The organism is Bacterioplanes sp. CLAM21 (assembly GCF_059641015.1).
Genome location: NZ_CM184929.1, coordinates 1,470,396 through 1,490,773 on the forward strand (window position 1 = coordinate 1,470,396; position 20,378 = coordinate 1,490,773).

General features: G+C 50.6%; 22 protein-coding genes. All 22 read left to right on the top strand.

Translation table 11 applies throughout. The annotated features are described in order from the left end of the window. Nucleotides 1-29: 29 nt before the first annotated feature. Nucleotides 30-1,484: a flagellar hook-length control protein FliK gene (locus tag AC55FS_RS06900; RefSeq protein ID WP_496935340.1), complete on the top strand. Its 1,455-nt coding sequence runs from the start codon at nt 30-32 to the stop codon at nt 1,482-1,484. 321 nt (nt 1,485-1,805) lie between these two features. Then, on the top strand, nt 1,806-2,345 hold the full coding sequence (locus tag AC55FS_RS06905; RefSeq protein ID WP_496935341.1) for a flagellar basal body-associated FliL family protein: 540 nt from the start codon (nt 1,806-1,808) through the stop codon (nt 2,343-2,345). 9 nt (nt 2,346-2,354) lie between these two features. Continuing rightward, the gene (gene fliM, locus AC55FS_RS06910; RefSeq protein ID WP_496935342.1) at nt 2,355-3,326 is read left to right on the top strand and encodes a flagellar motor switch protein FliM; all 972 of its coding nucleotides are present in this window, start codon (nt 2,355-2,357) and stop codon (nt 3,324-3,326) included. A 12-nt stretch (nt 3,327-3,338) separates the two neighbouring features. Then, nucleotides 3,339-3,908: a flagellar motor switch protein FliN gene (fliN, locus tag AC55FS_RS06915; RefSeq protein WP_496935343.1), complete on the top strand. Its 570-nt coding sequence runs from the start codon at nt 3,339-3,341 to the stop codon at nt 3,906-3,908. A gap of 49 nt (nt 3,909-3,957) precedes the next feature. Further along, nucleotides 3,958-4,293 (top strand): flagellar biosynthetic protein FliO, encoded by a 336-nt coding sequence (gene fliO, locus AC55FS_RS06920; RefSeq protein ID WP_496935344.1) that lies wholly within the window; start codon nt 3,958-3,960, stop codon nt 4,291-4,293. Then, nucleotides 4,290-5,051, top strand: coding sequence for a flagellar type III secretion system pore protein FliP (fliP, locus tag AC55FS_RS06925; RefSeq protein WP_496935345.1), 762 nt, complete (start codon nt 4,290-4,292; stop codon nt 5,049-5,051). The genes fliO and fliP overlap by 4 nt, the downstream gene beginning before the upstream one ends. Nucleotides 5,052-5,059: 8 nt before the next feature. Continuing rightward, the gene (locus AC55FS_RS06930; RefSeq protein WP_496935346.1) at nt 5,060-5,329 is read left to right on the top strand and encodes a flagellar biosynthetic protein FliQ; all 270 of its coding nucleotides are present in this window, start codon (nt 5,060-5,062) and stop codon (nt 5,327-5,329) included. Between the two features lie 4 nt (nt 5,330-5,333). Beyond that, nucleotides 5,334-6,110, top strand: coding sequence for a flagellar biosynthetic protein FliR (fliR, locus tag AC55FS_RS06935; protein WP_496935347.1), 777 nt, complete (start codon nt 5,334-5,336; stop codon nt 6,108-6,110). Nucleotide 6,111: 1 nt separating this feature from the next. Beyond that, the gene (flhB, locus tag AC55FS_RS06940) at nt 6,112-7,266 is read left to right on the top strand and encodes a flagellar biosynthesis protein FlhB (RefSeq protein WP_496935348.1); all 1,155 of its coding nucleotides are present in this window, start codon (nt 6,112-6,114) and stop codon (nt 7,264-7,266) included. 60 nt (nt 7,267-7,326) lie between these two features. Beyond that, on the top strand, nt 7,327-9,531 hold the full coding sequence (gene flhA, locus AC55FS_RS06945) for a flagellar biosynthesis protein FlhA (RefSeq protein ID WP_496935349.1): 2,205 nt from the start codon (nt 7,327-7,329) through the stop codon (nt 9,529-9,531). A 19-nt stretch (nt 9,532-9,550) separates the two neighbouring features. Further along, complete coding sequence (gene flhF, locus AC55FS_RS06950; RefSeq protein WP_496935350.1) at nt 9,551-10,774, top strand: flagellar biosynthesis GTPase FlhF; 1,224 nt, start codon at nt 9,551-9,553, stop codon at nt 10,772-10,774. A gap of 36 nt (nt 10,775-10,810) precedes the next feature. Continuing rightward, a complete protein-coding gene (locus AC55FS_RS06955) occupies nt 10,811-11,629 on the top strand; it encodes a MinD/ParA family protein (RefSeq protein ID WP_496935351.1) in 819 nt (272 codons plus the stop codon). A gap of 24 nt (nt 11,630-11,653) precedes the next feature. Then, nucleotides 11,654-12,361, top strand: coding sequence for an RNA polymerase sigma factor FliA (locus AC55FS_RS06960; RefSeq protein WP_496935953.1), 708 nt, complete (start codon nt 11,654-11,656; stop codon nt 12,359-12,361). A 126-nt stretch (nt 12,362-12,487) separates the two neighbouring features. Next, complete coding sequence (gene cheY / locus AC55FS_RS06965; RefSeq protein WP_496935954.1) at nt 12,488-12,862, top strand: chemotaxis response regulator CheY; 375 nt, start codon at nt 12,488-12,490, stop codon at nt 12,860-12,862. A gap of 17 nt (nt 12,863-12,879) precedes the next feature. Then, the gene (locus AC55FS_RS06970) at nt 12,880-13,674 is read left to right on the top strand and encodes a protein phosphatase CheZ (protein ID WP_496935352.1); all 795 of its coding nucleotides are present in this window, start codon (nt 12,880-12,882) and stop codon (nt 13,672-13,674) included. Between the two features lie 12 nt (nt 13,675-13,686). Next, a complete protein-coding gene (locus tag AC55FS_RS06975) occupies nt 13,687-15,864 on the top strand; it encodes a chemotaxis protein CheA (protein ID WP_496935353.1) in 2,178 nt (725 codons plus the stop codon). 22 nt (nt 15,865-15,886) lie between these two features. After that, nucleotides 15,887-16,921, top strand: a complete 1,035-nt coding sequence (locus AC55FS_RS06980) for a protein-glutamate methylesterase/protein-glutamine glutaminase (RefSeq protein ID WP_496935354.1) — start codon at nt 15,887-15,889, stop codon at nt 16,919-16,921. After that, a complete protein-coding gene (locus AC55FS_RS06985; protein WP_496935355.1) occupies nt 16,921-17,661 on the top strand; it encodes a motility protein A in 741 nt (246 codons plus the stop codon). The genes AC55FS_RS06980 and AC55FS_RS06985 overlap by 1 nt, the downstream gene beginning before the upstream one ends. Next, nucleotides 17,658-18,350: an OmpA family protein gene (locus tag AC55FS_RS06990; RefSeq protein WP_496935356.1), complete on the top strand. Its 693-nt coding sequence runs from the start codon at nt 17,658-17,660 to the stop codon at nt 18,348-18,350. Before AC55FS_RS06985 ends, AC55FS_RS06990 begins: the two co-directional genes overlap by 4 nt. A gap of 73 nt (nt 18,351-18,423) precedes the next feature. Further along, nucleotides 18,424-19,203 (top strand): ParA family protein, encoded by a 780-nt coding sequence (locus tag AC55FS_RS06995; protein WP_496935357.1) that lies wholly within the window; start codon nt 18,424-18,426, stop codon nt 19,201-19,203. Further along, entirely contained in the window at nt 19,200-19,499 is a 300-nt protein-coding gene (locus AC55FS_RS07000; RefSeq protein ID WP_496935358.1) for a hypothetical protein, read from the top strand. The genes AC55FS_RS06995 and AC55FS_RS07000 overlap by 4 nt, the downstream gene beginning before the upstream one ends. Next, nucleotides 19,492-20,268 carry a chemotaxis protein CheW gene (locus AC55FS_RS07005; protein ID WP_496935359.1) on the top strand — a complete coding sequence of 259 codons (777 nt, stop codon included), beginning with the start codon at nt 19,492-19,494 and terminating at the stop codon, nt 20,266-20,268. Before AC55FS_RS07000 ends, AC55FS_RS07005 begins: the two co-directional genes overlap by 8 nt. Nucleotides 20,269-20,378: the final 110 nt, after the last annotated feature.

Genomic DNA, 20,378 nt, shown 5'->3' on the forward strand with positions numbered 1-20,378 from the left:
GAGTGGCTGGTGGTACAGGAGAAACAGAAATGATGCAATCAGGCGGATCTGGAACAGGGCTAAATAGTTTATTAATGTCGTTAGGCGGTTCCCTGTCGTTACAGTCAGAAGGCTCCTTCATCGATACCTTAGTGGCGACGGATAGTGAATTTTCCCGTTTGTTTGATCAACTTAAGCTCTCTGGACTGCAGCTTGAAGATTTACCCGTTTCGCTGCAGCAGGCTGGCTTAGACACGAGTGATATGCCTAGCTGGACGGAACAAGATTGGTTGCAGTTACAGCAAGTGTTGCAACAGCCGCCTGGGTTAGAAGGTGAAGTGATGCCGCAACCGGGTCAGCCTTTGCCGGTGGAAGTGTCGGATTTATTACAGCAAGTGCAGTATGGCGAAGAGTTGCGTGCGAACACAGACACTCCCAGCCCAGTAGCCGTCTTAGCTAACACTTCGATATCACCGGAGCGACCGCAGCGCCGGGAACAATTATCAACTGCTGAGTGGAGTGCGACTGACGTTCCGGTGAATACCCCGGCCGAGCAAAGTTCGCCAGTAAGCGATACGGCTTTGGCAGATATCGCGGGCATTCAAACTGAGACATCAGATATAGAAAAAGCGGCTATTGGCCCAGTCTTAGCGGAGCCACAAGTGCCGGCAAATGTTACGGCGGTTAATAGCAGACCTCCTTTGCATAACACTGGCAAGAGCAGTCAGCGTGACATGGTAAACAATGCGTTGAGCAAAGATTCCTCCCCTGTCATAGAGTCGGCTATTGATACTGATCAGCCTTCTGACGTTCAAATAACCACAGAAAAGACAACCGTGCTCGATGCCGATAGTTCTTTGTCTGAGCGTGTTATGCCGAGCAATCAAAGCACTGTTACCACGGTTGATAACAAGCCGCCGGCCGCTACGATGAATATGGGCGCACAGGCTGTGACGGTGGCCAGCAACATAGCGAATGATTCTGTGGAGCCAAGTAACCCGATCACGGAGGAAGCATTTGAACTGCAAGAGAAGCGTGAGCTTCAGCAAGTGCGTGGTGAAGAGAGATTACGTGATCGATTGGAATTAGGATCTGACCGACAAACGTGGGGTACCGCGTTGGGAGGGCGTATTCTGACTATGGTGCAAGACGATATTCAACATGCGCGAATTCAGTTGGATCCACCTGAATTAGGCAGCATGGAAATTCGTCTCCAAGTTCAGCAGGATCAAACGACGGTTCAGGTTCAAGTACAAAATCCTCAGGTGCGTGATGCGCTGGAAGCCAATGCTCATCGCCTGCGTGAAGCGTTGGCGGACAATGGCTTAGCTCTGGCAGGATTTGATGTTGCAGAGCAAAGTCAGCAGCAGGCACAACAGCAGCAATATTCAGGCTCTGGTGGATCAGCCAGCGAAGAGGGTGATCAATCGCTGCAGCAAGACGGTCAAGTAAGCACACAACCGACGACAGCACGCTCAGATGCTTTGTTGGATACCTTTGCCTAGCCGAATATACATGCTCGCTGACTCTAAGCGAGCATTCTTTTCCCTACCTTTTTAATGACCATTCATCAATCCTATTGACGCTTTGCAGGTCAGTCGCTGTAAAGGCTAATAGGTGTAGTACAACTAACGTAATGTAGGACAAAAATTGATGGCCTTGCGCCCATCTTCAACGCTGGGGAAAAACTCAAACAGCACACTGGTAGCGCTTTTTTCTGCTTACTCGCTAGTGAACTACTAAACTCCTGTCGAGGTGTCGTTTTGTTGACACTTTTGGGTGGCACGTGGATTGCTTCCTAGTATGCATGACAGGAGAGAATGTTTATGGCCGCAGAGCAAGATCTCAAACTTGATGACGCCCCAGTAAGTGAAGAAAAAAAGGGGGGTAAAAAGAAACTCATCATTATCATCCTGCTGGTGATAATTCTGGTTGCCGCAGCTGTGGGGGGAACGTTGTTCTTCCTTATGGGAGGCGATGAAGAAGCGGCGGAAGACGGAGACACCGGTGAAGCGGTGGCAGAAGAAGTGGTCGAAGAGCCACTTGGGCCTGCGATGTATGTAATTTTAAAACCCGAGTTTGTTATTAGCTTCCAGGTAGGCCCTAGGCAGAGGTATTTGCAATTAAGTTTGCAAGTAATGACGCGTCAGCAAACCGTCGTTGATACCTTGTCACTGCATGAACCTATGATCCGCAATGACATTATTCGGATCATCAGTGAGCAGGATTTTGAGCAACTGCGAACTGCAGAAGGGCGTAGGTCATTGCAGTTAGCCCTGACAGAACATTTGGAGATGCTGGTTCAAAGGGAAAGTGGCACAGGTGGCGTAGAGGCTGTGCTGTTTACTAATTATGTGATGCAGTAGGAAAGCCCAGTGCAAGATTTACTGTCACAAGACGAAATTGATGCGTTATTGCATGGCGTCGACGATGGCGATATCGAGCCAGAAGACGACATAGATGCAACCGGTGTCAAATCCTATGACCTGACCAGCAACGACCGTATTGTTCGCGGTCGGATGCCAACGCTAGAAATGATTAACGAGCGCTTTGCTCGTTATATGCGCATTAGCATGTTCAATTTTCTACGCCGCAGTGCCGATGTTGCATCGGGTGGCGTGCAAATTATGAAGTTTGGTGAATACGTTCATACCCTCTACGTGCCTACCAGCCTTAATTTGGTGAAGATGCGACCACTACGTGGTACGGCGTTATTTATTATGGATGCCAAGTTGGTGTTCAAATTGGTAGATAACTTTTTTGGTGGCGATGGTCGCCATGCAAAAATCGAAGGACGGGAATTTACACCGACAGAGGTTCGTGTCGTTCAGATTGTGTTAAATCAAATCTTTAGTGACATGATTGAAGCCTGGGCACCGGTCTGCAAACTCGAATTTGAGTACGTTGGCTCTGAAGTCAACCCCGCCATGGCTAACATTGTTAGCCCCAGTGAAGTGGTGGTTGTAAACACCTTTCATGTTGAGTTGGACGGTGGTGGTGGTGATTTTCATCTGACCATTCCTTATTCCATGATTGAACCTATGAGGGAAGTTTTGGATGCAGGTGTGCAAAGTGATATTGACGACGTCGATGAGCGTTGGATGCAATCATTGCGAGAAGATATTTTAGAAGCCAAGGTGCCCATTCACGGCACCTTAGTAGAGCGTGACATCACTTTACGTGAAGTAGCGGAGCTTAAAGCAGGTGATGTTATCCCGATAGAAATGCCCGACTACTTCATCCTACAAGCAAATGGAATCCCGGTGTTTCTAGGTAAGCTCGGTATATCTGACGACAATTTGGCGGTGAAAGTCATCGACCAGGTTCACCGTCAAAAGTCTCGTTAGCAGGAGAAGGTTATGGCTGATGAAGAAAATGATGTAAGCCCAGATGAATCGGTAAATCCAGAAGAGTCAGTAAACCCTGATGAATTGGCTGAATCCGTTGCCAACGGCATTGAAGAGGCCGGAGAAGATGAGGCTGCGCTGGCGGATGAATGGGCCGCAGCCATGGCAGAAAGTGGTGACGATGGTGATTCCAGTGTGGAAGACGACTGGGCCGCGGCGATGCAGGAAGAAGCCAGCGCCAGTGACGACACGGACGGCGTCGAACCTGCCCCCTTGGATGTTTTACAGGATGAAGGTCAACCAAGAACCGTGAGCGGCGATGGGCCAGAACTGGATGTCATTCTCGATATTCCGGTGCGCATCTCAATGGAAGTGGGTAGCACACAAATACCGATTCGAAATTTGTTACAACTGAATCAAGGTTCTGTCGTCGAATTAGATCGGTTGGCGGGCGAGCCTTTGGATGTGATGGTAAACGGGACCTTGATTGCTCACGGCGAGGTGGTCATGGTGAATGATAAGTTTGGTATACGGCTAACGGATGTGGTCAGTCAAAGTGAACGTATTCAACGCTTGCGTTAAGGCTCTGATACTCTCTTTTTTTCCTGTGTGGGTGTTGGCGGAAGAGGGTGTGACTAAAGGACCGGATGTGGCTTCTTCGGCAGGTACCGTAGCCATGTTCTTATTATTAACGATCGGCATGATTTTTCTGTTTGCTTGGTTGGCGACAAAAGCACGAGTAATCAGGCCTATGTCTGGTAACCAGGCCATTCGGCCAGTGGCAACGTTATCCTTGGGCGTTAAAGAGCGCTTAGCGTTAGTACAGGTCGGAGAAAAGCAAATTCTGTTGGGTATTACTGCACATCAAATTACCGCACTGGCAGAGTTTGATGAGCCTGTGGTCAGTGAACCTTCGACTTCAGCGAGTTCATTCTCTGAGGTGCTAAAGAAGGCCATTCATACATGAGAAATTGGCTACTGCTGAGTTTCCTGGTTGTTTTGCTGTTGCCTCTTCCTACCTTGGCTGAAGAGGCTAACAAAGCATTTTTGGGAGTTCCCGCCATCGTTTATGAGGCCACCGATACAGGTGGTCAATATTCGGTTACCTTCCAGATTCTAGTCATCATGACGCTGCTGTCGGTATTGCCGGCACTGTTAATCATGATGACCTCCTTCACTCGCATTATTGTGGTTCTGGCCATCTTGCGCCAGGCAATTGGTTTGCAGCAAACGCCTTCTAATCAGATCTTGTTAGGGCTAAGTCTATTTCTTACTTTGTTTATCATGATGCCGGTGTTTCGTGTGATTAATGCCGAAGCATTGCAGCCCTATATCAATGAGCAAATAACGCCTGCCGATGCACTACAGAGAGCAACGGTTCCGATTCATGAGTTTATGCTGGCGCAGACACGTGAAAACGACCTGCAGTTGTTTATTCGAATCAGTGGGCGTGAGGATATTGCCAGTGCTGAGGAAACACCACTGCATATTCTTATTCCGGCCTTTGTGACCAGTGAATTAAAGACGGCTTTTCAAATCGGTTTTTTGCTGTTTATTCCCTTTCTGATTATTGACTTGGTGGTGGCCAGTATCTTAATGGCAATGGGTATGATGATGTTGTCACCTATCATCATCTCTCTTCCGTTCAAAATTATGCTGTTTGTTTTAATCGATGGATGGGCTCTGGTGATGGGAACGCTGGCAAACAGTTTTGGCACTGTGTAGGAGAGACTATGAACGCTGCAGAAATTGGTGATTTGTTTTCTCATGCTTTGTATTTGGTGCTGATGATTGTTGTGATCATGATTGTTCCTAGTCTGATTATTGGTTTGATTGTAAGTACCTTTCAGGCCGCGACTCAGATAAACGAGCAAACCTTAAGCTTTTTGCCACGGTTAGTGGTGACCCTACTGGCGATGATAGGGTTTGGCCCTTGGGCGGTCAGTGCCGTGCTAGATTTTAGTCGCGATATTTATACCAATATTATTTACATCATCGGATAGCCGTGTGTTTGAACTGGAGTCATTGGAAGTAGGGCATTGGATCAGCCGCTATTTGTATCCGTTCGCCCGTGTATCTGGCCTATTGATGGTGATGCCGTTGATCGGTACGCGTATGGTACCGCAACGTATTCGTATTTTTTTGGCCTTGATGGTCTCCCTAGTGCTTACCCCCCTCTTGCCTCCGATGCCTAAAGTTGATGCCTTGTCTTTGGCTTCTATGTTGATTGTTGCTCAGCAGCTGTTGATTGGAATTGCCATGGGATTTGTTATTGAGCTGGTGACCCAGGTTTATGTGATTGCCGGTCAGCTGATTGCTATGCAAACGGGCTTAGGTATCGCTACTACCGTCGATCCCAGCCAGGGGGCTTCGGTGGTGGTTATCAGCCAATGGTTTTTGTTTATGGTGAGCATGGTGTTTTTAGCGCTGGATGGTCACCTCATTATGCTGGAGATTTTAGCTGATAGCTTTCACACCTTACCGGTTGGATTTGACGGCTTGGAAGCGGCTGATTTTGGCATGATAGTCGAGTGGAGCGGTTGGATGTTTGCCGCTGCCGTTGTTATAGCTTTGCCAGCATTGACCTCCTTGCTGATTGTTAACTTGGCCTTTGGTGTGATGACTCGGGCTGCGCCGCAGCTCAATATTTTTGCACTTGGTTTTCCCGTCACCATGATCGTTGGCCTGTTTATTATGTGGCTCAATATTGGAGAGATGGCGCAGGGTTTTCATTTTCAAATGGAAGCCATGTTTGAATTTCTAAAAAAACTGACCCGAGGCTGATATGGCAGAAGAAGACAGCGGTCAGGAAAAATCCGAGGAACCCACCTCCAGGCGATTGGAAAAGGCCCGAGAAGAAGGCCAGGTGCCACGTTCGAAAGAGCTAGCAACCACTATGGTGCTGGTCATCGGTGCGGCAGGGTTGATCGCCTTCGGCCCTTGGATGGCCGATTACATGAACGGCATAGCACGCTATGGCTTTGATGTTGAGCGCTCTGCCGCTTTTGATACCAGTGCACTGGGACGGCATTTAGGCGCTTCGTTGCAAGACGCCATTTATGCACTAGCTCCTTGGATGGTGTTGGTGCTGATTGCAGCCTTTGCTGGCCCATTGGGCATTGGTGGCTGGTTATTCTCCAGCAAAGCCATCACGCCTAAGCTTGATCGTCTTGACCCTTTAAAAGGGTTGAAACGGATGTTTTCTCTCAACTCGCTGGTTGAGCTGATTAAGGCGTGGGCTAAGGTGTTGGTGGTAGGAACCGTGGCCTGGCTGGTACTGACTTTCTTCTTCGAAGAATCGATGAATTTGCAGCGTAAATCCTTAGAGCCTGCGGTTAAGGGCTCTGTTGATATCATTTTATGGAGTGTATTGGTGCTGTGTTTGTCGACTCTGGTGATCGCCATTGCCGACGTGCCTTGGCAGATTTATAGCCATACCAAGAAGCTGCGTATGTCGATGCAGGAAATCAAAGACGAATACAAAGAAACCGAGGGCAAACCCGAAGTAAAAGCCAAGATTCGGCAATTGCAGCGTGAGGTGGCACAAAGACGCATGATGGCCGACGTGCCCGATGCCGATGTGGTGATCACTAACCCGACCCACTACGCCGTGGCGCTTAAGTATGCAGCCGACGCCATGACAGCTCCTATTATGCTGGCTAAGGGCACCGATCAGGTGGCCCAAAAAATTCAGGAGATTGCCCGTGAGCATAATGTGCCAAGGATGCAGGCCCCGCCTCTGGCCAGAGCGCTGTATGCCCATGGCAAGGTAGGCGATGAAATCCCAGAGGGTCTGTACGTCGCGGTTGCGCAAGTATTAGCCTACATCTACCAGATGGACATGTATGCCAAAGGGCGTGGACCTAAGCCTGAGCGTAAACCGGAGATGCCGATTCCACGTGATTTGAAAGTAGATCCCGACGGAAATCCACAGCACTGAAGTAAATAGGAAAGGTTTTTGCAGGAGACCGTCATCAGTTGTTTTTTTGACGGTGCGTCCATGGCAGCAGCTTCCGCAACGGTTCGTAATCAAGTTCGCTCAATCTTTGGCGCGTTGAGCAATGCCAGCCTGGCCATCCCGCTGATGCTATTGGTATTGCTGGGCATGATGACCCTGCCTTTGCCGCCATTTTTATTGGATACCTTTTTTACCTTTAACATTGCCTTGTCTGTGGTGGTGCTGCTGGTCAGCGTATACGCCCGGCGGCCGCTCGACTTTGCCATTTTCCCTACCATCTTGCTGGTCGCCACTTTGCTGCGTCTGGCTTTGAATGTTGCCAGTACACGTGTGGTGTTACTCAACGGCCATGAAGGTGGTGCTGCAGCAGGTAAAGTGATTGAAGCCTTTGGTGAAGTGCTGATTGGCGGCAACTACGCCGTTGGTTTGGTGGTGTTTATGATCCTGGTCATTATCAACTTTGTAGTGGTGACCAAAGGTGCAGGCCGGGTGTCGGAAGTGACCGCGCGTTTTACCCTGGATGCCATGCCGGGTAAGCAAATGGCCATTGATGCCGATTTGAACGCCGGTTTGATCGATGCTGACTCGGCTAAAACCCGGCGTGCTGAAATTGCCGCTGAAGCTGATTTTTATGGTGCTATGGACGGTGCCAGTAAGTTTGTTAAAGGCGATGCCGTGGCCGGCATTTTAATCTTAATCATCAATATCGTGGGTGGTTTTGCCATCGGCATGGGCCAGCACGACTTGACCCTCTCTAGTGCCGTTGAAGCCTATACCTTGCTAGCCATTGGTGATGGTCTGGTGGCACAAATTCCATCGTTACTGCTGTCGACTGCCACTGCGATTATGGTGACTCGTAATGGCACTGACGAAGACATGGGTCAGCAGGTCTTTGGCCAAATGTTTGCCTCCTCACGGGCGCTGGGGGTATCGGCTGGGCTGATGTTTTTAATGGGCATAGTTCCGGGCATGCCGCATACGGTGTTTTTGTCCGCTGCCTTGATTGCGGGTGTTGTCGCTTACTGGATTCACTGGCGCAAAGAGGGAGGGGCGTTGGGGGATAAAATCGCCCGTCGCTTTGGCTCTAGCAGCGCTGGTGCAGATACCAGTGCCGATGCTTCGACCGGCAAAGCCTTGGCGGCTCCACAAGAAAAGGCTCAGGCAGCACTGCAGCAAATGGAAGTGAAAGAACTCGGCTGGGATGATGTTGAACCCGTTGACCGGGTGGGGCTGGAAGTGGGCTATCGCTTGATCCCCCTGGTGGATAAAAATCAGGGCGGCCAGCTGCTCAGTCGGATTAAAGGCGTACGGCGAAAATTGTCGCAGGATTTGGGCTTTTTAATGCCGTCGGTTCATATTCGCGACAATTTAGATTTATTGCCCAATCAGTATCGTGTGACCCTGATGGGGGTGACGTTAGCCGAGGCAGAAATTCACCCGGAACGTGAGCTGGCCATTAATCCCGGACAGGTGTTTGGCAAGATTGATGGCATCGCTACCCAAGACCCGGCGTTTGGTTTGGAAGCCTACTGGATTGATGCCGGTCAGAAAGATAAAGCGCAAACATTGGGTTATACCGTGGTCGACGCCAGTACTGTGGTAGCCACTCACATCAATCAGAAGCTGCAGCGCCATGCCCATGAACTGTTGGGTCACGAAGATGTGCAGCAGCTGGTGGATATGCTGGCCAAGACCTCGCCTAAATTGGCCGAAGAGCTGGTGCCCAATACCGTGAGTATCAGTCAGCTGCTGACGGTGCTGCAGAATTTGCTGCGTGAACAGGTGCCGATTCGGGATCTGCGTTCAATCGCCGAGTCTTTGGCGAATTACCCCGGCCAGAGTCAAGATATCGCCGCTTTAACCTCGGTTGCTCGCCTGGCCCTGGCACGCATGATAGTGCAGAACATCTTTGGTAATGAGGATGAGCTGCCGGTGATGACGCTGGATCCTTCATTGGAACAGTTGTTGCTTAAAACAGTACAGCAAAGCAATCAGCCCACTTCTCCAACGGGTTTGGTGCTGGAGCCCAATATGGCAGACAGCCTGCAGCGGTCACTGGCCGAGGCAGTACAAAACCAAGAGATGGCGGGACGCCCAGCAGTGTTACTCGTTACGACGCAACTGCGGGCTAGCATGGCTGCTTTTGTTCGCAATAGTCTGGAGCAATTGCACGTATTGTCGTACCAGGAAATTCCGGACAACAAGAGTATTACCATAGTCGCCACCGTTGGCGGCCAGAACGGCTAACTGACATAGGCCTGAGCTCATGAAAGTAAAACGCATCACCGCAGACAATATGCAGCAAGCATTGCGGCAGGTATCCAACGAGTTGGGTAGCGATGCCGTTATTTTATCGAGCAAAAAAGTGGAGCAGGGGTTTGAAGTGGTTGCCGCCACCGACTATCAGTCCGGTGATGCCCAGGCCGAAGCCGAAGTCGAACGCCAGCTCAATTTACAGCGTGAACTGGAGCAGACACGCCAGCAGCTGCGACCGCACAGTGATACCTCGGAAATAGCCCAACGGCGGCGAGAGCAATCGGTACGCGAGCAATTTTCTCAGCCAAGGGCGAAAGAAAACGACGTTGAACTGCAGCGCATGAGCGGTGAGCTGAAAGAGCTTAAGAACTGGCTGGTCAGTCATCAAGGCAGCCCTTGGGACAGTGATCGCCCGCTAACCTGGCAACAGTCGCAGCTATGGCAGCGCTGTCAGGATGTCGGCTTGGAGCCAGCATGGTCCGATCGATTAGTCAGTCGCGTTGGTGCTGACGGTAACGTCGACGACAGTTGGCGACAGGCGCTGAGGTTTATGGAAGCAGACTTACCTGTGCAAGGTCTTAGCTGGCTCGAACAGGGCGGGCGCTTTGCCTTATTAGGCCCAACTGGTGCTGGTAAAACCACCACCATCGGCAAGATGGCAGCGCAGTTTGTGATCCGCCATGGCCCTGAATCAGTGGTGTTGATTACCCTCGATAACTATCGCATTGCGGCCCATGATCAATTGAAAACCTTTGCCAAATTGCTATCGGTAAAATGGCTGCGGGCGCCGCAAGATGGCAGCTTACCAGAGCTGTTAAAGAAAACGGCGAAAGCCAAGCTGGTATTAATCGACAGTGCTGGGCTGGCCAGCCAGGACCCGCATTTCAACGAGCAATTGTCTATGCTTAAAGACTGTGGCAAGGCGGTGAATAAACTGCTGGTTTTGCCTTTGACCAGTCAGGGGCGGTGTTTGCAGGAAAACTACGAGCACTTTAAATCCGTCGCATTGAGCGGCTGTATTTTTACCAAACTGGATGAGTGTTTTTGCCTCGGGCCAGCCATGAGCGTGGCTGCCCTAACCCGCTTACCTCTAACGTTGGTGACCGATGGTCCACATATTCCGGACGATCTGCACCTGCCAGAAGCGGGCAAGTTGGTGCGTTTGGCTGAGCAAATGGCGCGCATGGCAAGAACCCGCTGGCGGGCGCCCGAAGCGGCAGCGGCATCCCGCTAATCTGGCCACATTGATAACAAGGAGCGACAGCTGTTTATGGCGAAGCATCCGGTACAAGTCATCGCCGTCACTGGCGGCAAAGGTGGCGTTGGTAAGAGCAACGTCTCGGTTAATCTTTCCATTGCGCTGGCCGAAATCGGTCGACGGGTGGTACTGCTTGATGCTGACCTTGGGTTGGCGAACATCGATATTTTGCTCGGGGTGAATGCCAATCGCACGATTGAAGATGTGTTGAAAGGTGAGTGCGAGCTTAGGGACATCATGGTACGTGGCCCTGGGGGCATTCGAATCGTACCTGCATCGTCTGGCACACAGCGGCTATCGCAGCTGAACACGATGGAACATGCTGGACTGATACAGGCGTTCAGTGACATTGGTGATGACATTGATGTACTAGTCATCGACACAGCCGCCGGCATCTCAGATACCGTCATGAGCTTTGTTCGTGCCGCCCAAGAGGTCATTGTGGTGGTGACGGATGAGCCGACTTCGATTACCGATGCCTATGCGCAAATAAAACTGCTAAACCGAGACTATGGCGTGTTTCGTTTTCGTGTGGTGGCCAACATGGTCAAGTCCCCGCAAGAAGGCAATGTGCTGTTTGGCAAGCTTACTAAAGTGACAGACCGATTCTTAGATATTGCCATGCAGTACGTTGGCTCGGTACCGCAAGATGATGCCGTACGCCGAGCGGTGCAGCGGCAAAAAGCCGTAGTCGATGCCTATCCTCGCTCAAAAGCGGCGCTGGCGTTTAAAGCATTGGCTAAAAAAGTAGATGCTTGGCCACTACCGTCCACCCCTCGTGGACATTTGGAATTCTTTGTTGATCGGCTGGTGCAAGAAGCAGGAGCCTGATCCGTGTCAGCGGGAAGTTGCCTGGTGTATTCAGACATACAGAAGCATGAAGCCGACCAGTTAGTGCGTGAACACGCCGGGTTGGTTAAACGCATTGCCCATCACCTGTTAGGGCGCTTGCCTGACAGCGTGCAACTGGATGACCTGTTACAGGCCGGCATGATTGGTCTGCTGGAAGCTGCACGTAAGTACGATGGCAGTAAAGGCGCCAGCTTCGAAACCTATGCTGGCATTCGCATCCGCGGTGCCATGTTGGATGAAATCCGTCGCGGTGATTGGGCTCCTCGTTCAGTCCATCGTAACTCCCGCCGTATTACCGAAGCCATTAAAGTGGTCGAAAGTGCCAAGGGGCGTGATGCAGATGATGCTGAGGTGGCCGAGTATCTCGGCATTTCGCAGCAAGATTACCATGCCATTTTGCAAGACAGCGCCAGTTGTCGCCTGTTCAGTTATGAAGAGGTGACCCAAAGTGGTGATTCCTCTGCTCTGGATGGGCCGGCCACTAACGTACTAGACGGCATCGAACGGGAACATTTCCAACGGCATTTAGCCAAGGCCATTGCCCAGCTGCCAGAGCGTGAGCAGCTAGTGTTGGCATTGTATTATGACGAAGAGCTGAACTTGAAAGAAATTGGCGCCGTATTGGGCGTTAGTGAATCTAGGGTCAGCCAACTGCACAGCCAGGCAGCTCACCGCCTGCGTGGGCGCTTGGGCGATTGGCTGTCAGACTAATCTACAGCGCCGGTCAGCACTTGGTTACGGTCATATGGATAAAGCGCTGACACGGTCTACAATAACCCTTAGGAACGACTTGGAATATGCAAAGTCGACTTAGTGGAGGTCGTTTTGGATAAAAACATGAAAATTCTCATTGTGGATGACTTTTCGACAATGAGGCGCATCGTAAAAAATCTGCTGCGGGATTTGGGCTTTACCAATACCTCAGAAGCGGATGATGGCAATACAGCGTTGCCGATGCTGCAGTCTGGTGATTTCGACTTCCTGGTGACCGACTGGAACATGCCTGGTATGACGGGCTTGGAACTACTGCAAAAGGTACGAGCGGACGACAGGCTGAAAACCCTGCCCGTATTGATGGTGACCGCAGAAGCTAAGCGCGATCAAATTGTGGCGGCGGCTCAAGCGGGTGTGAATGGCTATGTGGTGAAACCATTCACTGCGGCGGTGCTCAAGGAAAAAATCGACAAAATCTTTGAGCGTGTGGAAGGCTGACGGAAATAGGCGGACACATGGCCGACAATTATCCCGAAAATGGCAACACGCAGTCTGTTGAAGACACTGTGACGGAGGAGATTCGCACCTTAGCAGAGCAGATGATCGCTGAGGTGGAAAATGGTCGCATTGGCGATGCTGTTGCGGTGGTCAATAAACTGAACGAAATTCGCGATCGCACCTTGTATCAGGAAGTGGGCAAACTGACTCGTGCTGTGCACGAATCTATCAAGAATCTCAACATTGATACCATTGGTGCTGGTTCAGAAATTACTGATACGACCGATAAACTAACCTATGTCGTGGAAATGACGGATAAGTCGGCCAATAAAACCATGGATCTGGTCGATGCGAGCGTGCCAAAGATTTCCGATATTCAGCAGCAATCACAGCAGCTGGCAGAGCAGTGGCAGCGCTTTTTAAATCGTGAAATTAAACCAGACGAGTTTCGTCAGTTGTCCAAAGACATTATGGTTTTTTTGCAGCACACCCAGGATACCAGTCAGCAGGTCCAGGGCAATTTATCGGAAATAATGCTGGCACAAGATTTTCAGGACTTAACGGGGCAGATTATTCATAAAGTGGCTGCCTTGGTAAAAGATGTTGAACACCGCTTGGTTGACTTAGTCGCTATGGCAGGCACCTTGGATTCTTTAACAGGAGCTCCTGAGCCTGTTGCTGAAGAGCCGGAACCCAAAGTAGAAGTAGGACAAGATATCGCACCGGAAGGTCCGCAAATAAATACTTCAAGTGAAAATGTGGTGAGTAACCAGGATGAAGTTGACGACTTGTTATCCAGTCTTGGTTTTTAGAGGAGCCAACGGATGAGTTTCGATGCTGATGAAGAAATTCTCCAGGATTTTCTGGTAGAGGCTGGAGAGATTCTTGAGAGCCTGTCTGAGGAGCTGGTTGATTTGGAGCAGCGCCCAGATGATCATGATCTGCTCAACAGCATTTTCCGTGGTTTTCATACCGTAAAGGGCGGTGCCGGCTTTTTACAACTTAACGCCTTGGTCGATTGCTGCCATGCAGCAGAAAACGTGTTTGATACGCTGCGCAACGGTCAGCGTGGGGTCGATTCTGACTTGATGGATGTGGTGCTTCAGGCACTGGATTCTGTCAACGATATGTTTGAAGCCGTACGCGGCGGAAGTATGCCAGAGGATGCTGACCCTGGTCTCATCGAGCGTTTACACGAACTGGCGAAACCTGCATCAGAGACACCGGCTGCCGCGCCTGCGGAGCCAGAACCTGAACCTTCAGCAGCAGAACCTGCTGCGCAAGCTAATGACAATTCATCAGAGGCTTCGGGTGATATTACAGACGACGAATTTGAGCAGTTATTAGACGCCTTAGATGAGGACGCTGCACCTGCCGAAGCGGCTGCCGCTGCTGCACCAGCCGATGACTTTTTTGATGTGGATGGTAGTGCAGATGGTGACAGTGACGATGAAATCACCGAAGACGAATTTGAGGCATTGCTCGATCAGATTCATGGCAAAGGCAAACATGCGACGGCTTCGGGCGACGATGCTGGCGGAGAGGTGAGCGCCAGCAAACCTGAACCGGTGGCTGAAGCCGCTGGCGGTGATGATTTAATTACTGATTCGGAATTTGAAGAACTGCTGGATCGTTTGCACGGCAAAGGTAAGTCTCCCACTGAGGGCGGTGCGCCGGAGCCAACTAAAGCAGAGCCACCCAAGCCTGAGCCTGTGGCAGCTGCTCCTAAGCCTGCCGCGAGCAGTCCACCGCCACAAAAGGCAGCAGCTAAACCTGAACCCAAGCCCGAAGCGAAAAAATCTGAGCGTGACCAGCCCGCGGCAGAAGCCACTGTTCGGGTCGATACCAAACGTCTGGACGATATTATGAATATGGTGGGCGAGTTGGTACTGGTTCGAAATCGTTTAATGCGGTTAGGGCTAGAAAGTACCGATGAGTCCATGTCCCGAGCGGTTGCCAATTTAGATGTGGTAACGGGAGACCTGCAAACCTCGGTTATGAAGACCCGGATGCAGCCGATTAAAAAAGTGTTTGGCCGCTTCCCTCGAGTGGTTCGAGATTTGGCTCGCCAACTCAAAAAAGAAATTAACCTTGAACTGCGCGGCGAAGAGACAGACTTAGATAAAAACCTGGTTGAGGCCTTGGCTGATCCCCTGGTGCATTTGGTGCGTAATGCGGTCGACCATGGTGTGGAAATGCCAGATGCAAGGGAGCAGAAAGGCAAAGCCCGGGTCGGCACTGTCGTGCTATCAGCTGAGCAGGAAGGCGACCATATTCTGTTGGTCATTCAGGATGATGGCGGCGGTATGGATGCCGACGTTTTGCGGCGTAAGGCGGTTGAAAAAGGCTTGATGGATCAGGACGCAGCGGATCGCTTAACCCCCAACGAATGTTACAACCTGATTTTTGCACCGGGCTTTTCTACTAAAGAAACTATTTCTGATGTGTCTGGGCGCGGTGTGGGTATGGATGTGGTGAAAACCAAAATCACCCAACTGAATGGCACCATTAATATCGACTCTGAATTAGGACGCGGTACTGCTATTCGCATCAAGGTTCCGCTGACCCTAGCTATCATGCCAACCCTGATGGTGATGTTGAAAGATCAGGCATTTGCTTTTCCTTTGGTCAGCGTTAACGAAATATTCCACTTAGATCTGACCCAAACCAACATTGTTGATGGACAAGAAGTGGTCGTGGTGCGTGAAAAGCCCATTCCATTGTTCCATTTAAAGCGCTGGTTGATAAAAGGTGAAGAATATTCTAAAGCCGATGAATCAGCTCATGTGGTGGTGGTGTCTGTTGGCACTCAACGGGTTGGTTTTGTAGTGGATCAGCTTATTGGGCAGGAAGAGGTGGTGATTAAACCGCTGGGACGTATGCTGCACGGCACCGCAGGAATGGCGGGGGCGACCATTACCGGCGATGGTCGTATCGCTTTAATTTTGGATATTCCTAGCATGCTGGGACGGTATGCCACAAAAACCATGAGCGCCGCCTAAACCGATGGGAGTAGTTTGAGCAATGACCATACGTGTCTTGGTGGTAGACGATTCGGGATTTTTCCGGCGCCGGGTGTCTGAGATTATCAACGCAGATCCTCGCATGGAAGTTGTGGGGGTGGCAGATAATGGCCGCCAAGCCATTGATAAAAATGAACAATTAAAGCCCGATGTCATCACGATGGACTATGAAATGCCGGTGATGGATGGTATTACCGCAGTGCGTAATATCATGGGCTCACGGCCTGTTCCGGTACTCATGTTTTCCTCCCTGACGTTTGAAGGTGCCAGGGTGACACTGGATGCGTTAGAAGCTGGAGCATTAGATTTTTTACCCAAAAACTTTGATGCCATTGCCAAAAATAGCGCTCAGATCCGTCAGTTACTAACCGATAAAATTGCAGCGGTTGCTGGTAGCCGCCGACAAGCCGCTGCTGCGCCACCGCCTGCACCGAAAGCAGCCCCTGTTAGACGCACAGGTTCTGTGGGGCCAAAAGATTTAGTCATGATTGGTACTTCAACGGGTGGTCCGGCGGCATTACAGACGTTATTCAAAACAATCCCTGCTGGTTTTCGTATTCCGATTATTATTATTCAGCATATGCCTGGCTCTTTTACTAAAGCCTTTGCTGAGCGCCTAAACCGCTTAAGCTCTTTATCGGTGAAAGAAGCTGAAGATGGTGAACGTATTCAAGCTGGTCATGTCTACGTGGCACCGGGTGGCATGCAGTTAATGGTCGACAAACGTAACGGTGGCTCCATCCACATTCGGGAAAGTGATGAACGAGTCAATTATCGACCTAGTGTGGATATCGCATTTGCGTCCGCGGCGAAGCATTACGGTAAAAAAACCTTGGCCATGGTTCTCACTGGTATGGGTGCCGATGGCCGTGAAGGAGCGCGCTTATTAAAAGATGTTGGCGCCACGATTTGGACGCAGGATGAAGCCACCTGCGTTATTTATGGCATGCCGATGGCGGTGTTCAAGGAAGGGCTATCGGATGAGGTTCTTTCACTTCCCGACATCGGACCCAGACTGTCTGCTGAGCTGGGCTGATGGATCGCTGGGCGCTGGCAATTATTGCGCTAGCGGTGTTGGCCGTTCTGGTCGGTTTTTCTCTGGAAGGTGGACGCTGGAGTCTGTTATTGAACGGGCCCGCTGCACTGATTGTTTTTGGTGGTGCAGGCTTAGCGACACTGGCACAAATCCCAGTGGCTCATTGGTCCCCATTTATTTCTTTATTATCCTGGCTGGCTTTGCCTCCGGCTTTTTCTACCGATGCTTTGATTAGCAAGTTGACCGTATGTGCCAATGCCCAGCGTAAAGACGGCGTATTGGCCCTCGAGCAATTAGCGTCGGCAGAGTCTGAAGCTTTGCTTCAGCGTGCCTTAACCATGTTGGCAGATGGCTACGACGATAAAATGATTGAACAGTCGTTATCCCTTGAGCTGCAGTCATTGTCGGAACGGGACCATGAGTTAGTAGACCACCTGGAGCAACTCGCAGGCTACTTGCCAACGCTGGGAATCGTCGGTGCGGTATTGGGCTTAATGCAGGTGTTATCGAGCATCAAGGAGCCAGATATGTTAGCCGCTGGTATAGCGACGGCATTTGTGGCGACTTTTTATGGCGTAGCTAGCGCCAATATTGTGGTTATCCCCATTGCTAATCGCCTACGGCAAGGCTTGGCACAGCGTAATCGATATTATCATGCCATGCTGGTCGGAATACGCTGCATCCGCGCCGGCGTTAATCCGGCGATATTAAGGTATCGCTTGCAGGGGATTACCTTGTGAGTCGTTCACATAAACAAGGTGCTGATAATCATCGCTGGCTGGTTTCCTATGCAGACTATATGACGCTGCTTTGCGCTTTTTTCATCATGATGTATGCCGTAGAGCTGATAGATGAAGAAGAGGGCGCAATTATTCGCGATCGCATTGAACATCTGTTTTCCCCCGCACGTCCGCACACTGAACCACCCCCTGCTTACACATCGCCGTTAAATGAGGGCAGCGGATTATTGCCGCTGGTGGCAGATATTCGCCAGGTGGCTCAATTAATTCCTGAGTCGGACGATATAGTAGTGGAAGGGGAAAAAGACTGGATTACCGTATCATTAAATGCCGATCTGCTGTTTGCCCCTGGCGAAACCCGAATCCGGGATACAGCTTTGCCATTAATGCAGCGCATCGCGGAAGAGTTAAGGCCCTGGCCTTATCCAATTAATGTACAAGGCCATGCTGATGATACGCCTACCCGGGGAGGGATAACCAACTGGGAAATTTCAGCGCTTAGGGCTGCATCGGTGGTACAAAATTTGGTGTTATACGGGGTGGCACCACAGCGAATGGCGGCCATGGGCTTGTCTCATTATCACCCTATGGTGGCTGAGCAAACGGACGATGCTCGGCGGCAAAATAGGCGGGTGGTGTTATTTATGACTCAGGATGCACAGGATGCACCCTGGTCACGCCCGCGTTAACAATTAATGTGGCATGTTTTTTGTTTCATTCAGCAAATGATGAAAAGCGTTTGCTGCAATCGAGGATAATCAGGTGCGCATCTGGTCCATAGCAAATCAGAAAGGCGGTGTCGGTAAAACAACCAGTGTGGTGGCATTGGGAGGTTTGCTGGCCGAGCAAGGAAAACGTGTGCTACTGGTGGATTTGGATCCACACGGTTCACTGACCAGTTATTTCAAACAAGATCCTGACAGTTTGGAGCGCAGTTTATACCATTTATTTTTTGAGCAGCGCTGTAAAGATAAAGCGTTTATTCAATCAATTCTAAAACCCACTTCCCATGAGCAAATTCAGGTGTTGCCAGCAACGACTTCGCTGGCAACGCTAGAACGTCAAGTTAGCGGCCAGGACGGCATGGGCTTAGTGCTGGCACGCAGCCTGGCTCAGCTATGGGATGAATACGATCACGTATTGTTGGATACGCCGCCGATATTGGGCGTACTACTAGTGAATGCATTGGCTGCCTGTCAACGCTTGGTGATTCCAACGCAAACAGAACATCTGGCCATGAAAGGGTTGGAGCGCATGATTCATACGCTAAAAATGGTGATGCGTTCGCAAAATCGTAGTTTACCGTATTTGGTCGTGCCGACACTGTTCGATCGACGCACGTTAGCGTCCGTGACAACCTTGCGTGAAATGCGACGCGAATATCAGGACTCTTTATGGCAGGAGTCGATTCCTGTCGATACGCGCCTTCGCGATGCTAGCCATGATGGCATTTTCCCTCATCAACTGGATGCAGAAAGTCGAGGCGTTCGAGCTTATCGGCATTTATTGAGGGATCTGGAGCATTCAGAGGATAGCGCATGAAAACTGCCGATCCGTTGAATGATTATCTGGACAGTTTATTACACTCTTCATCACAAACCTGGGATGAAAAACTGTCGCAGGCGGTATCACCCTTTGTTGATACCTGTGATCAGCCGTGTGACAGTGTTGAGGCGGGCTATCGATTGATCGTGCTTGATACAACATCGAGGCGTGGTATCTCGCAGTTATGTACCGCACTGTATTTTCTGTGTGCTCTTCATGCTATTGCGGAAGGAAAGCTTCGCACGCTGATGTTGTCGTTTTGCCATCGATGTTTAGGAGGCTCAGATGGCTGAATCGGCTCCTACCTCAGGCAAGGTCAATCAGGTTGACGGTGTACTGCAAGACTACCTTGATCAGCTACTGGTCACGGCAACGGAAGTTCGGCCACTGGAAGCGACAGGCGTTGCGCCCGAGCAAGTGGTTGAAAATAGCATTGCCGAGGTACTCACTGAGGTTAATGAAGAAAAGCTTCCGGAGGTTGTCACCGATAAGGCTGATCTGCAGACAATCGATGAGCCGCCAGAACTTGATGCGCCTAATGTAACGGATGATTCTTTCGCCGCTACGCATCAAGCCCCTCCGCAGGAGCCGGTCACAGAGCTGGACTGGAATAGCAGTCAGGGCGTCGAATGTTTGATTTTCAAAGTATCCGGCCTGAAGTTGGCGATACCGCTGCCAGTTCTGGGGGGAGTACATCGAATAGAGGATGAGATAACCCCGCTCTTTGGCCAAGTCAGCTGGGCGCTGGGTGTATGGCAAACGGATGATATCCGTCTTAGCATCGTTGATAGTGCCGATTTGATTATGCCTGAGCGCGGCATGAAGCTGGCACGAGATGGTTTTTCTTATGCCATTCAGCTAGAGCGCACCCCTTGGGCTTTGGCGTGCCAGGAGATTTGCGACACCATTACCCTGCAGCGCTCGTCAATTAAATGGCGTGGTCAAAAGGGCAAACGTCAATGGCTTGCCGGTACAGTCATATCAGAGATGTGTGCTTTGCTCGATGTGCCAGGCTTATTGGCCATGTTAGAACAGCAACGTTTTCTGCAACCGCAGCAATAATAGGGGCTGTCGCTGCTGTTGAAGGCGGCAACAGCTGCCCGGATTAGATATAAATCAACTGGTACACTTTGTGCTCTCTTCTATAGTAATGGAAGGTTGGCGGGTTGTGT